The organism is Pseudomonas sp. ADPe (assembly GCF_014843515.1).
Taxonomy (GTDB): Bacteria; Pseudomonadota; Gammaproteobacteria; order Pseudomonadales; family Pseudomonadaceae; genus Pseudomonas; species Pseudomonas citronellolis.
Genome location: NZ_CP062122.1, coordinates 2,757,197 through 2,770,407 on the forward strand (window position 1 = coordinate 2,757,197; position 13,211 = coordinate 2,770,407).

At 66.4% G+C, this 13,211-nt stretch carries 13 protein-coding genes; 1 reads left to right on the top strand and 12 read right to left on the bottom strand.

Annotated elements, in window-relative coordinates; genetic code table 11:
- Positions 1-313: 313 nt before the first annotated feature.
- From IG194_RS12570 to IG194_RS12610, 9 genes are all read right to left on the bottom strand, one after another.
- Positions 314-1,810: an acetyl-CoA hydrolase/transferase family protein gene (locus IG194_RS12570; RefSeq protein WP_058487856.1), complete on the bottom strand. Its 1,497-nt coding sequence runs from the start codon at positions 1,808-1,810 to the stop codon at positions 314-316.
- 190 nt (positions 1,811-2,000) lie between these two features.
- Positions 2,001-3,452 (bottom strand): NAD(P)(+) transhydrogenase (Re/Si-specific) subunit beta, encoded by a 1,452-nt coding sequence (locus IG194_RS12575; protein ID WP_009614712.1) that lies wholly within the window; start codon positions 3,450-3,452, stop codon positions 2,001-2,003.
- 2 nt (positions 3,453-3,454) lie between these two features.
- Entirely contained in the window at positions 3,455-3,775 is a 321-nt protein-coding gene (locus IG194_RS12580; RefSeq protein WP_009614711.1) for an NAD(P) transhydrogenase subunit alpha, read from the bottom strand.
- Positions 3,776-3,837: 62 nt separating this feature from the next.
- Positions 3,838-4,956, bottom strand: a complete 1,119-nt coding sequence (locus IG194_RS12585; protein ID WP_009614709.1) for a Re/Si-specific NAD(P)(+) transhydrogenase subunit alpha — start codon at positions 4,954-4,956, stop codon at positions 3,838-3,840.
- Positions 4,957-5,592: 636 nt separating this feature from the next.
- On the bottom strand, positions 5,593-6,228 hold the full coding sequence (locus tag IG194_RS12590) for an SCO family protein (protein WP_009614707.1): 636 nt from the start codon (positions 6,226-6,228) through the stop codon (positions 5,593-5,595).
- 239 nt (positions 6,229-6,467) lie between these two features.
- Positions 6,468-7,373 (bottom strand): heme o synthase, encoded by a 906-nt coding sequence (gene cyoE, locus IG194_RS12595; protein ID WP_009614706.1) that lies wholly within the window; start codon positions 7,371-7,373, stop codon positions 6,468-6,470.
- A 28-nt stretch (positions 7,374-7,401) separates the two neighbouring features.
- The gene (locus tag IG194_RS12600) at positions 7,402-8,475 is read right to left on the bottom strand and encodes a COX15/CtaA family protein (RefSeq protein ID WP_043318502.1); all 1,074 of its coding nucleotides are present in this window, start codon (positions 8,473-8,475) and stop codon (positions 7,402-7,404) included.
- Between the two features lie 37 nt (positions 8,476-8,512).
- Positions 8,513-9,079, bottom strand: coding sequence for a hypothetical protein (locus IG194_RS12605; RefSeq protein ID WP_009614702.1), 567 nt, complete (start codon positions 9,077-9,079; stop codon positions 8,513-8,515).
- A complete protein-coding gene (locus IG194_RS12610) occupies positions 9,057-9,833 on the bottom strand; it encodes an SURF1 family protein (protein ID WP_009614699.1) in 777 nt (258 codons plus the stop codon). Before IG194_RS12610 ends, IG194_RS12605 begins: the two co-directional genes overlap by 23 nt.
- 30 nt (positions 9,834-9,863) lie before the next feature.
- Between IG194_RS12610 and IG194_RS12615 the strand changes: the two genes are divergently transcribed.
- The gene (locus IG194_RS12615; protein ID WP_009614697.1) at positions 9,864-10,067 is read left to right on the top strand and encodes a twin transmembrane helix small protein; all 204 of its coding nucleotides are present in this window, start codon (positions 9,864-9,866) and stop codon (positions 10,065-10,067) included.
- 25 nt (positions 10,068-10,092) lie between these two features.
- Here IG194_RS12615 and IG194_RS12620 read toward each other — a convergent pair whose 3' ends face one another.
- The 3 genes from IG194_RS12620 to ctaD are packed head-to-tail and all read right to left on the bottom strand — an operon-like array spanning position 10,093 to position 13,203.
- Positions 10,093-10,980 (bottom strand): cytochrome c oxidase subunit 3, encoded by an 888-nt coding sequence (locus IG194_RS12620; protein ID WP_009614695.1) that lies wholly within the window; start codon positions 10,978-10,980, stop codon positions 10,093-10,095.
- 19 nt (positions 10,981-10,999) lie between these two features.
- The gene (locus IG194_RS12625; RefSeq protein WP_058487857.1) at positions 11,000-11,557 is read right to left on the bottom strand and encodes a cytochrome c oxidase assembly protein; all 558 of its coding nucleotides are present in this window, start codon (positions 11,555-11,557) and stop codon (positions 11,000-11,002) included.
- A 50-nt stretch (positions 11,558-11,607) separates the two neighbouring features.
- Entirely contained in the window at positions 11,608-13,203 is a 1,596-nt protein-coding gene (gene ctaD, locus IG194_RS12630) for a cytochrome c oxidase subunit I (protein WP_058487858.1), read from the bottom strand.
- Positions 13,204-13,211: the final 8 nt, after the last annotated feature.

The following is a 13,211-nucleotide window of genomic DNA, read 5'->3' on the forward strand; positions in this document are numbered from 1 at the left end:
TTGTTGGGGAGTATCTTCTGACTTTTTGGTCAGCCGCGATAGGTACAGTTGCCTTGAATTAAATAGCGTCAGCGAATTGTTTCAGCGAACTGTAATGGCGATTTTGGGGCGAACTGTACCGCTGCGCTCCATTGTGGTGCACAGGTGGTGGGGGATTGAGGATTTTCAGCAGGCCTGCCGGGGGTGGCAGTAGGAGAAGTGGAACAGTCGCTGTGGGATAAAAAACTGTTCGGAAGTGTTTTTACGTGGTTTTTTTCCGACTGTCCAGCCTGGCGGGCCATTCTTTGTGGAATGGCCCGCCAGGGATGCCGGATCAGCTGGCGGCGAGCATGTGGCCGCGTTCTTCCAGGTTGATGTGCCAGTTCATGGCTTCGCGCAGGATGTGCGGGGTGTGCCCGCCGCGCTGGCAGGCGGCCTCGAAGTAGGCGGCCAGGGCGTCGCGGTAGGATGGGTGCACGCAGTTCTCGATGATCACCCGGGCGCGCTCGCGCGGCGCCAGGCCGCGCAGGTCGGCCAGGCCCTGTTCGGTGACCAGGATGTCCACGTCGTGCTCGGTGTGGTCGACGTGGCTGACCATGGGCACCACGCTGGAGATGTTGCCGCCCTTGGCGATGGACTTGGTGACGAAGATGGCCAGGTGGGCGTTGCGGGCGAAGTCGCCCGAGCCGCCGATGCCGTTCATCATCTTCGTGCCGCCGACGTGGGTGGAGTTGACGTTGCCGTAGATGTCGAACTCCAGCGCCGTGTTGATGCCGATGATGCCCAGGCGCCGCACCACCTCGGGGTGGTTGGAGATTTCCTGCGGGCGCAGCACCAGCTTGTCCTTGTAGCGCTCCAGGTTGCCGAAGACGTCGGCGTTGCGGCGGCTCGACAGGGTGATGGAGCTGCCCGAGGCGAAGCGCAGCTTGCCCGAGTCCATCAGGTCGAAGGTGGAGTCCTGCAGCACTTCGGAGTACATGGTCAGGTCTTCGAAGGGCGATTCCATCAGGCCGCACATCACCGCGTTGGCGATGCTGCCGATGCCTGCCTGCAGCGGCGCGAGGTTCTTCGCCAGGCGGCCGGCGTCCACTTCGCGCTTGAAGAAGTCGATCAGGTGGTTGGCGATGGCCTGGGTCTCGCTGTCCGGCGGCAGCACGGTGGAGGGCGAGTCGGGCTGGTCGTTGATGACGACGGCGACGATCTTCTCCGGCGGGATCGGGATGGCGGTGCTGCCGATGCGATCGTCGACCTTGGTCAGCGGGATGGGCGTGCGGGTCGGCCGGTAGGTCGGGATGTAGATGTCGTGCAGGCCTTCCAGGTTGGTGTTGTGCGCCAGGTTGATCTCGACGATCACCTGCTTGGCGAAGATCGCGAAGCTCGCCGAGTTGCCCACGGAAGTGGTCGGCACTATGTGGCCTTGCTCGGTGATGGCCACGGCTTCGATCACCGCGATGTCCGGCAGCTTGAGCTGGTGGTTGCGCAGCTGTTCGACGGTTTCCGACAGGTGCTGGTCGATGAACATCACCGAGCCGTCGTTGATCGCCTTGCGCAGGGTGCTGTCGACCTGGAAGGGCATGCGCCGGGCCAGCACGCCGGCCTCGGTCAGGTGCTTGTCGAGGTCGTTGCCCAGGCTCGCGCCGGTCATCAGGCTGATCTTCAGCGGCTGCTGCTTGGCGCGCTGGGCCAGGGCCTCCGGCACGGCCTTGGCTTCGCCGGCGCGGGTGAAGCCGCTCATGCCGACGGTCATGCCGTCCTGGATCAGGGCTGCGGCCTGGTCAGCAGTCATCACCTTCTCGAGCAGGGAAGGCAGGCGCACGCGATCACGGTACATGGAAAAACCTCAGGCTTTATAGGGAGTGCAAGGCGGCCAGTCTAGGGATTCGGCGATTTTTCGCCCTTATACCAAGGTCGAAAAACTGCCCCGCCACTGCCTTCCTTACTACCAAAGTCCAGAGGGTTTTCCTTTGCGGCAAAGCAAGACACCGGCGCGCGGCCGGTGTCTCGTGGATCGACGGCTGTCGTTATTCGACGGCCTTGACCATGTCTTCGATGACTTTCTTGGCGTCGCCGAAGACCATCATGGTCTTGTCCAGGTAGAACAGTTCGTTGTCCAGGCCGGCGTAGCCGCTGGCCATCGAGCGCTTGTTGACGATCACGGTCTTGGCCTTGTAGGCCTCGAGGATCGGCATGCCGGCGATCGGCGACTTCGGATCGTTCTTCGCCGCCGGGTTGACCACGTCGTTGGCGCCCAGCACCAGCACCACGTCGGTCTGGCCGAACTCGGAGTTGATGTCTTCCATCTCGAACACCTGCTCGTAGGGCACCTCGGCCTCGGCCAGCAGGACGTTCATGTGGCCGGGCATGCGGCCGGCGACCGGGTGGATGGCGAACTTCACGGTGACGCCGCGGTGGGTCAGCTTCTCCGCCAGCTCCATCAGCGCGTGCTGGGCGCGGGCCACCGCCAGGCCGTAGCCGGGGACGATGATCACGCTGTCGGCGTTGGTCAGCAGGAAGGAGGCGTCGTCGGCCGAACCGGATTTCACCGGGCGGGCTTCCTTGGCGCCAGCCGGGCCGGCGTCGTCGGCGCTGGCGCCGAAGCCACCGAGGATGACGTTGAAGAACGAGCGGTTCATCGCCTTGCACATGATGTACGAGAGGATGGCGCCCGAGGAGCCCACCAGGGAGCCGGCGATGATCAGCATCGAGTTGTTCAGCGAGAAGCCGATGCCCGCCGCGGCCCAGCCGGAGTAGGAGTTGAGCATCGACACCACCACCGGCATGTCGGCGCCGCCGATGGGGATGATGATCAGCACGCCGAGGATGAAGGCCAGGGCCAGCATCAGGGCGAAGGCGGCGAGGTTGCCGGTGAACATGAACACCAGGCCCAGGCCCAGGGTGGCCAGGCCCAGCACCAGGTTGAGCAGGTGCTGGCCGGCGAACTGTACCGGTGCGCCCTGGAACAGGCGGAACTTGTACTTGCCCGACAGCTTGCCGAAGGCGATCACCGAGCCGGAGAAGGTGATGGCGCCGATGGCCGCGCCGAGGAACAGCTCCAGGCGGTTGCCGGTGGGGATGGTGTCGCCCAGGTGCTGGACGATGCCCAGCGACTGCGGCTCGACCACGGCGGCGATGGCGATGAACACCGCGGCCAGGCCGATCATGCTGTGCATGAAGGCGACCAGCTCGGGCATCTTGGTCATTTCAACGCGCTTGGCCATGATCGAACCGGCGCTGCCGCCGATCAGCAGGCCGACCAGAATATAGCCGATGCCGGCGGCGGCGTTGCCGCCCTCGGCCAGTTGCGCGCCGAGCTTGAACACCAGGCCCACCGTGGTGAGCACGGCGATGGCCATGCCGACCATGCCGAACAGGTTGCCGCGCCGCGAGCTGGTCGGGTGCGACAGGCCCTTCAGGGCCTGGATGAAGCAGACCGAGGCGATCAGGTAAAGGAGAGTGACGAGGTTCATGCTCATGGTCAGTGCTTCTCCGCCGGCGCTTTCGGCGCTTTCTTCTTGAACATTTCCAGCATGCGGCGGGTGACCAGGAAGCCACCGAACACGTTGACCGCGGCCAGGGCCACGGCCAGGGTGCCCATGATCTTGCCCAGCGGGGTGACGGTCAGGGCGGCGGCCAGCATGGCGCCGACGATGACGATCGCCGAGATGGCGTTGGTCACCGCCATCAGCGGGGTGTGCAGCGCGGGGGTGACGTTCCATACCACGTGGTAGCCGACGTACACGGCCAGCACGAAGATGATCAGGTTGTAGATCCCGTGGGAGATCAGCATTTCTTCCATCGTCTTTCACCGGTCTCTAGGCCGGGCAGAAGCCCGGCGGGTTCTTCTTTATTAAGGAGGGCTCAGCCGTTCTTGCGCACGGCCTGGCCGTCGCGGCACATCAGGCAGGCGGCGACGATGTCGTCTTCCAGGTTGACCTTGAAGCCTTCGGCGCAGAGGGTCAGCTTGAGGAAGTCGAGCAGGTTGCGCGCATACAGGGCCGAGGCGTCCGCCGGGACCATGGCGGCCAGGTTGGTGTGGCCGACCAGGGTCACGCCGTGCTTGACCACCACCTGCCCGGCTTCGGTCAGCGGGCAGTTGCCGCCTTGGGCCGCGGCCAGGTCGATAACCACCGAGCCCGGTTTCATCTCCTGCACGGTGGCTTCGTGCAGCAGCGTCGGCGCCTTGCGGCCCGGGATCAGCGCGGTGGTGATGACGATGTCGGCCTGCTTGGCGCGCTCGTGCACCGCCTTGGCCTGGCGCTCCATCCACGAGGCCGGCATGGGGCGGGCGTAACCGCCGACGCCTTCGGCGCACTCGCGCTCTTCGTCGGTCTCGTAGGGCACGTCGACGAACTTGGCGCCGAGGGATTCGATCTGCTCCTTCACCGCCGGACGCACGTCCGAGGCCTCGATCACCGCGCCCAGGCGCTTGGCCGTGGCGATGGCCTGCAGGCCGGCGACGCCGGCGCCGAGGATCAGCACGCGGGCGGCCTTAACGGTGCCGGCGGCGGTCATCAGCATGGGCATGAAGCGCGGGTAGTGGTTGGCCGCGAGCATCACCGCCTTGTAGCCGGCGATGTTGGCCTGGGACGACAGCACGTCGAGGCTCTGCGCCCGCGAGGTGCGCGGGGCGGCTTCCAGGGCGAAGGCGGTGATGCCGCGTTCGGCCATGCGCGCGATGTTGTCGTTGTCGAAGGGGTTGAGCATGCCGATCAGCACGGCGCCCGGCTTCATCTGCGCCAGTTCCTCGGCGCTGGGGGCGACCACCTTGAGCACCAGTTCGGCGCCCAGGGCGTCGGCGGCGGAGCCGATCTTCGCCCCGGCGGCCTCGTAGGCGCTGTCCGGCTGACAGGCATTGATACCGGCGCCACTCTGAACGATCACCTGGTGGCCTTGGCCAACCAGTTTCTTGACGGTTTCAGCGGTGGCGGCGACCCGTGTTTCACCGGCATGGGTCTCGAGAGGGACACCGATCTGCACTCACAAATCTCCTGCGTGATCCTTGAGTAGTCCGGCGCCGGAAGGCGGCCGGGTTGTCGAACTGGCAACGCATGCCGCGAAAGGGCGGGTCCAGAACCCGCTGGGCGTCGGCATTGTGCAATCGAGCCACTGGGTCGGCAAGAAGTTCTGAAGTAGTACTGAAAAAGGACTACAAGTCACGTTGGGACCCGTAGTTCCCCCGTCCCGGCAAGGGGCGCGTGCGCCCTGGCTTTTAGCCTAATTGCCTATTGTGACCGGGGGAAAACGCTATCCCTGGTGTGAATGTTTGCTCATCAGAACCCCCGGCAACCCGGTGAGAGGCCCGTCAATCCTGCCTCAGGCGTATCTATAGGTGTTAATTAATGTTTTTAATCCGAAATATGAGTGATCACTGATGCCTGGAATTCCGTAGCAGATTTTTTACATTGACTACAGAGTCAGGAAATCCCCGGGGGCCGCCTCACGGCGCATGTTTCCTGGCTTTCGGGCGGGCATCGGGGCAGACCTTGAAAAACAGACCAGTCCAAGGCTGTGCAGGCGGGTGATGAAAAAAAAGAACGGCCACCCGAGGGTGGCCGTTGCCTGGCTGCGACAAAGCAGCGCGGTGAATGGGCCGGCTGCGCGCCGGCGAATGGCTCAGCCCTGGTCGGCGAGCACCTTGGGCAGCTGTTCGGCGAGCTTGGCGTTGTTCAGCGGCGCGCGGATGAAGCCGTGCTGGGTGCCGTCCGGGCCGATGATGACCAGGTTGCCGCTGTGGTCGACGGTGTAGTTGGGCTTGCTGGTGTCGGCCGGGATGTAGGGGATGCTCATGGCGTTGGCCAGCTTCTGGATGGCCTCGTCGCTGCCCACCAGGCCCTGGAAGCCGGCGTTGAAGAAGCCCAGGTATTCCTTCAGGCGCGCCGGGGTGTCGCGGTGCGGGTCGACGCTGACGAACACCACCTGCAGCTTCTCGCGCGCCTCGGGGGCCAGCTTGCCCTGCAGTTCCCGCAGCTGCGCCAGGGTGGTGGGGCAGACGTCCGGGCAGAAGGTGTAGCCGAAGAACAGCAGGCTCCAGCGGCCCTTGAGGCTGGCGGTGTCGAACGGCTTGCCGTCCTGGTCCTGGAAGGTCAGCGCCGGCACCTCGCGGCTCTGCGGCAGCAGCACGATGCCGGCGTCGAGCAGCGCGGCGGGGTCGAGGCGGTGTTTCTCGGTGAGCACCTTCTGCACGGTGAGGCCGAGGATGACGGCGACTATGGCTACCAGGATGAGGACGGTCTTGTTGACTCGGGACATGGGGTTCTCGTGGTCGGGAGAGGTCGAGGGGCGTTCGCGAGCAAGGGCTAGGCGCCCCCTCGCTCCTGCAGGTCGGTCCTGCGGGGGCTTTTCGTAGGAGCAACTGTCATGCGCCGAGGTGCTCTTCGTAGGATGGGTTGAGCTTGCGATACCCATGCGGTCGTGCTGATGGGTATCGCTTCGCTCAACGCCATCCTACGAAAAGCCGTGCTTCCCGGAAATGCTCGCGAACCCGGTTGTTACAGCGCCATGTGGATGGGCAGGTAATGGTCCACCAGCAGGGCGATGAACAGCAGGAACAGGTAGGCGATAGAGTACTTGAAGGTACCGATGGCCGCATGGGGCTTGCTGTCACGGTACAGCGCCCAGGCCCAGTCGAGGAAGCGCGCGCCCAGGGCCAGCGCGGCGAGCAGGTAGACGAGCCCGCTCATGTGGATGGCGAAGGGCATCAGGCTCACGGCGAACAGTACCAGGCTGTAGAGCAGGATGTGCAGCTTGGTGTAGCGCTCGCCGTGGGTCACCGGCAGCATCGGGATCTCGGCCTTGGCGTACTCGTCCTTGCGGTGCAGGCACAGGGCCCAGAAGTGCGGCGGCGTCCAGGCGAAGATGATCAGCACCAGCAGCAGCGGTTCGGCCGACAGGTGCCCGGTCACCGCCACCCAGCCGAGCATCGGCGGGGCGGCGCCGGCCAGGCCGCCGATCACGATGTTCTGCGGCGTGGCGCGCTTGAGGAAGCCCGTGTAGAGCGCCGCGTAGCCCAGCAGCGAGGCCAGCGTCAGCCAGGCGGTGAGGGCGTTGGTGAAGGTCAGCAGCAGGCTCATCCCGGCCAGCGCCAGGAGCAGGGCGAAGCCCAGGGCCACGCTGGGCGAGAGCCGCCCCTCCACCAGCGGGCGGCGGTGGGTGCGCGCCATGATCGAGTCGATGCGCCGGTCCACCACGTGGTTCACCGCCGCCGCCGCGCCGGCGCACAGGCCGATGCCCAGGTTGCCGAACAGCAGCACCGTCCAGGGCACGCCGCTGCGGGTGGCCAGCAGCATGCCGATCAGCGAGGTGATCAGCATCAGCAGGACCACCTTGGGTTTGGTCAGCTCCAGGTAATCGCGCCAGCCGGGTTGGCTGCGGGTGCCGCTCAGTACGCTGGCCATGTTCGACTCTCCGTTCGTTGAAGGGGGTTCAGCCTTGCGAGGGATAGGCCACCGGCCGCTCCAGCGCCGGCAGTGCGCGCGCTCTGCCGGCCGCAGCGACCTTGGCGACGCTGACCGGCGCGCGCAGGCGGTAGTTGACCAGCACCAGGCTCAGCAGCAGGCAGGCGCCGCCGCCGTTGTGCGCCACCGCCACCGGCAGCGGCAGGTGCAGCAGCACGTTGCTGATGCCCAGGCCGACCTGCAGCGACAGCGCCAGCAGCATCAGCGCGGTGGGGTAGATCAGGCCGACGCGCTGCATGCGCCAGGCCAGCACCAGCAGCACCGCCACCACGCAGAAGGCGCCCATGCGGTGGGTCATGTGGATGGCCGTGCGGGCGTCGCTGTCGAGCTGCCCGCCCAGGTAGTTGGGGCCGATGTGCTGGGTCAGGTGGAAGCCGTTGGCGAAGTCCATCTGCGGCCACCACTGGCCGTGGCACATGGGCAGGTCGATGCAGGCGACCGCCGCGTAGTTGCTGCTCACCCAGCCGCCCAGGGCGATCTGCAGCACCACCAGGGCCAGGGCGAAGGCTGCCAGGCGGCGCGGCGCGCCGGCGCGTTGCAGCGGTTGCACGGCGCCGGACAGGCGCAGGGCGAGGAGGAACAGCAGCGACAGCGTGGTGAAGCCGCCGAGCAGGTGCGCGGTGACCACCTGCGGCCACAGCTTGAGGGTCACCGTCCACATGCCGAAGGCGGCCTGGGCGATCACCACGCCCAGCAGCAGCAACGGCAGGCGCAGCGGCTGGCCGTCGCGGCCGCGGCGCAGCAGGGCGTGTACCGCAAGGCCAGCGATGAGCAGGCCCAGGGTGCCGGCGAAGTAGCGGTGGATCATCTCGTTCCAGCCCTTCTGCGCTTCCACCGGGGCCTCGGGGAAGTGCTGCTCGGCGTGGGCCAGCTGCGCCTCGCTGCTGGGCACGTGGATGAAGCCGTAGCAGCCGGGCCAGTCCGGGCAGCCCAGGCCGGCGTGGGTGAGCCGGGTGTAGGCGCCGAGCAGTACCACCACCAGCGCCAGGGCGGTGGCGAAGGCGGCGACGTAGAAGCCGGGTTTACGCGGTGTGTTCGTCATGCACAGCCCCCGTTCTTGTCGTTGTCGTGGCCTGCGCTCAGCCGATGTGGGAGAGCTTCAGCAGCAGTTGCAGGTCGCCGAGGATCTGCTTGCCGTTGGCGCCGGCGGCGTAGCGCAGCACCAGGTTGCCGTGGGGGTCGACTATCCACAGCTGCGGTGCCTGCTCGCCGGCGGCCGGTTGCAGGGCGTAGCGCTTCAGGCGCGGGTAGTCCTTGTCCAGCTGCGCCTGGAAGTCCGCCGGCAGCGCCTGCGCGGCGGCCAGGGCGTGCTCGGCGCGGTTGGCGTCGCGGTTCAGGCCGATGTTGATCTGCCGCGCCAGGTACACCAGTTGCTGGCAGTCGGCGGCGCAGGCGGCGGGGGCGGTGACCAGCAGTTGCCAGCGGTCGCTGGCGGCGTCGGCCTGCACGCCCAGGTCGGCGGGCGTGCTGCCGTTGGCGATCAGTTCGCCGTGGTAGCTGCGGCTTTCCGGCACCCAGAAGCGGAACTTGTACATGCCGGTGGCCAGCAGCATCGGGCCGAATACCACGGCGAGGATCAGCAGCAGTTGCAGGCGCCCGCGGTTGCGGCGGCGCAGCTGGGTTTCATCGAGGGTCAGGCTGGTCATGGGCGGGCTTCTCCCGTGCGCGGCGGATGCCGAGGTAGAGGTAGAGGGCGAACAGGGCGGTGGCCATGGCGAACCACTGCACGGCGTAGCCGGTGTGGCGTTCGGGGGCCATGGCGACCACCGGCCAGTTGGTCTCGAAGGCGGCGTCGCCCGGTTCCAGGCGCAGCTCCAGGGGCAGGCCGTTGCGGTCCAGGGCCTGCCAGGTGGCGTCCGGGTCGACGCGGGTGATCAGTTGCGGCCAGGCCTGCTGCCGCGCATCGGCCAGCTGCAGGCCGCCGGGCGGCGGGACGTAGGCCCAGGCGTCGAGCAGCAGGTCGCCGGCGGGCGTGTCGAAGCTTGGCGGCACGCGGCGGTTGGGCCAGGGCAGCCAGCCGCGGTTGACCAGTAGCCAGAGGCCGCTGGCCTTGTCGTGGAAGGGCTGCAGCACCTCGACGCCGGCGGCGCCGTCGCGGGTGCGGTTGTCCAGCAGCAGGGTATGTTCGGCGTCCAGGCGGCCCTGTAGGCGCACCCGCACGTAGGCGGGGTTGGCCAGGCGTTCGAGCTGCGCGGCGGGGATGGGCGCGGCCTCGCGGCGCGCTTCGGCGGCAGCCAGCAGCACGCGTTTCTCGGCGGCGCGGGAAAGCTGCCAGCAGCCCAGGGCGACCAGCAGCGGGAGCAGCGCCAGGACCACCAGGGTCGGCGCCAGGCCCGGCCGGAAGACCGCCGCCACGCCGTGGCGCGGGCGGGAGTCGATGGCGTGCTGGCTATACTGCAAGTTACCCCCCTCAGCAATCGGAGCCAGGTCATGCTCAAGGCCGCGATCGTCGTTCTGCTGCTGGCCACCGTGGCCAGCCTGTTCAGCGGGTTGTTCTTCCTGGTCAAGGACGAGGGCCACGGTTCCCGTGTGGTCAACGCCCTTACCGTGCGGGTCATCCTCGCCGCCCTCACCCTCGCCCTGGTCGCCTGGGGCTTCTACTCCGGGCAGCTGGTCACTTCCGCCACCTTCTGAGCTCGCTCCTACAGGGCGTGCCTCCTCAAAGCACGTACACGAAGATGAACAGCCCGATCCACACCACGTCGACGAAGTGCCAGTACCAGCTGGCCGCCTCGAAACCGAAGTGGTGCTCGGCGTCGAAGTGCCCGCGCAGGATGCGGATCAGCATGATGCTCAGCATCAGCGCGCCTATGGTCACGTGGGCGCCGTGGAAGCCGGTGAGCATGAAGAAGGTGGTGCCGTAGATGCCCGAGCCGAGGGTCAGGCCCAGTTCGCTATAGGCCTCGTGGTACTCGTGGGCCTGCAGGAACAGGAAGGCCACGCCCAGCGCCACGGTGATCGCCAGCCAAAGCTTCAGCGGGCCGCGGTGGTTCTTCTTCAGCGCGTGGTGGGCGAAGGTCACGGTGAAGCTGGAGGTGACCAGCAGGATGGTGTTGATCAGCGGCAGCTTCCACGGCTCGATGACTTCCTTGGGCGGCGGGAACAGCTTGTTGTCCGGGTTGCTCAGCAACGGCCAGGTGTACTGGAACTCCGGCCAGAGCATGTGGGCGATGCCCTTGTGGCCCTCGCCGCCGAGCCAGGGCCCGGCGAAGTGGCGGATGTAGAAGAGCGCGCCGAAGAAGGCGGCGAAGAACATCACCTCGGAGAAGATGAACCAGCTCATGCCCCAGCGGAACGAGCGGTCCATCTGCGGGCTGTAGAGACCGGAGCGGCTCTCCTTGATCACGTTGCCGAACCAGCCGAACAGCATGTAGGCGACGATCAGCCCGCCGGCGAAGAGGATCCAGGGCCCGTGGGAGGCCTCCTTGCCGGCGCTGTAGTCGTTCATCCAGGTGCCGACGCCGAACAGCGTGGTGAGCAGGCCGATGGTGGCGATGATCGGCCATTTGCTCTGCGCGGGAACGTAGTAGGGATCGTGGGTTGCCATTCTTGTTCTCCTGGGCCGGTCAGCGGTCGTTGCTGGCCACCGGTGGCTTGCGTGCGGTGATGTCGAACAGCGTGTAGGCGAGAGTGATGCGGTGGACCTCCGCCGGCAGGTCGCGGTCGACGATGAAGCGCACCGGCATCTCGATGCGCTCGCCGGGCTGCAGGACCTGCTGGGTGAAGCAGAAGCACTCGGTCTTGTGGAAGTAGCGCGCGGCCGTGGAGGGCGCGATGCTGGGGATGGCCTGGGCGGTCATCGGCTTGTTGGTGGGGTTCTGCGCGACGAACAGCATCTGGTTCACCGCCCCGGGATGCACCACGATCATTTCGCTCTCGGGGCGGAATTCCCAGACCATGTCGATGTTGTTGTTGGCCACGAAGTCCACCTTCACCTGGCGCGCCATGTCCACCTGCTGGAGGCCGCCCTGGTAGGCGCTGCCGGAAGTCTTGCCGTTGATGCCCAGGGCCTTGCACATGACGTTGTAGATCGGCACCAGGGCGAAGCCGAAGGCGAACATGGCCACCACCACCACCAGCAGGCGGGTGACCAGCTTGCGCGTCTCGATATTGCCGTCGCTCATGTTCTATCCCTCCTGCGGGAACGGCCAGGGCCGTTCCCGCGGGTGCCGGTTCATTTCACTTCCGGCGGGGTGCTGAAGGTGTGGTAGGGCGCCGGCGAGGGCACCGTCCACTCCAGGCCTTCGGCGCCGTCCCAGGGCTTGGCCGGGGCCGGCTTGCCGCCGCGGATGGTCTTGATGACGATGAACAGGAACAGCAGCTGGGTGGTGCCGAACAGGAAGGCGCCGATGGACGAGACCATGTTGAAGTTGGCGAACTGCAGGTTGTAGTCCGGAATCCGCCGCGGCATGCCGGCCAGCCCCAGGAAGTGCATGGGGAAGAAGGCCATGTTCATGCCGATGAAGCTCAGCCAGAAGTGCAGCTTGGCCAGGGTCTCGTCGTACATGTGCCCGGTCCACTTGGGTATCCAGTAGTACACCGAGGCGAAGATGCCGAAGATCGCCCCGGGCACCAGCACGTAGTGGAAGTGCGCCACCACGAAGTAGGTGTCCTGGTACTGGAAGTCCGCCGGGGCGATGGCCAGCATCAGCCCGGAGAAGCCGCCGATGGTGAAGAGGATGACGAAGGCCACGGCGAACAGCATCGGCGCCTCGAAGGTCAGCGAGCCCTGCCACATGGTCGAGGCCCAGTTGAACACCTTCACCCCGGTGGGCACGGCGATCAGCATGGTGGCGTACATGAAGAACAGCTCGCCCACCAGCGGGATGCCGACCACGAACATGTGGTGCGCCCAGACGATGAACGAGAGGAAGGCGATCGAGGCGGTGGCGTAGACCATCGAGGTGTAGCCGAACAGCGGCTTGCGGCTGAACGCCGGGATGATCGCGCTGACCGCGCCGAACGCCGGCAGGATCATGATGTACACCTCGGGGTGGCCGAAGAACCAGAACACGTGCTGGAACAGCACCGGGTCGCCACCGCCGGCCGCGCTGAAGAAGCTGGTGCCGAAGTGGATGTCCATCAGCATCATGGTCACGCAGCCGGCCAGCACCGGCATCACCGCGATCAGCAGGAAGGCGGTGATCAGCCAGGTCCAGACGAACAGCGGCATCTTCATCAGCGTCATGCCCGGGGCGCGCAGGTTGAGGATGGTGGCGATCACGTTGATCGCGCCCATGATCGAGCTCATGCCCATCATGTGCAGGGCGAAGATGAAGAAGGTCACGCTGTGCGGGGCGAAGGTGGTAGAGAGCGGGGCGTAGAAGGTCCAGCCGAAGTTGGGGCCGCCGCCGGGCATGAACAGGGTGCTGACCAGCAGGCCGAAGGCCGCCGGCAGCAGCCAGAAGCTGAAGTTGTTCATGCGCGGCAGGGCCATGTCCGGCGCGCCTATCATCAGCGGCACCATCCAGTTGGCCAGGCCGACGAAGGCCGGCATCACCGCGCCGAACACCATCACCAGGCCGTGCATGGTGGTGATCTGGTTGAAGAAGGCCGGCTCGACGATCTGCAGCCCCGGCTGGAACAGCTCGGCGCGGATCACCATGGCGAAGGAGCCGCCGAGGAGGAAGGCGCAGAAGCTGAACCACAGGTACAGGGTGCCGATGTCCTTGTGGTTGGTGGTCAGGACCCAGCGCATCAGGCCCTTGGCCGGGCCGTGGTGGTGCTCGCCGGCGTGCGAATGCTCGGGATGGTCGATCACAGCGCTCATCGCAGGCT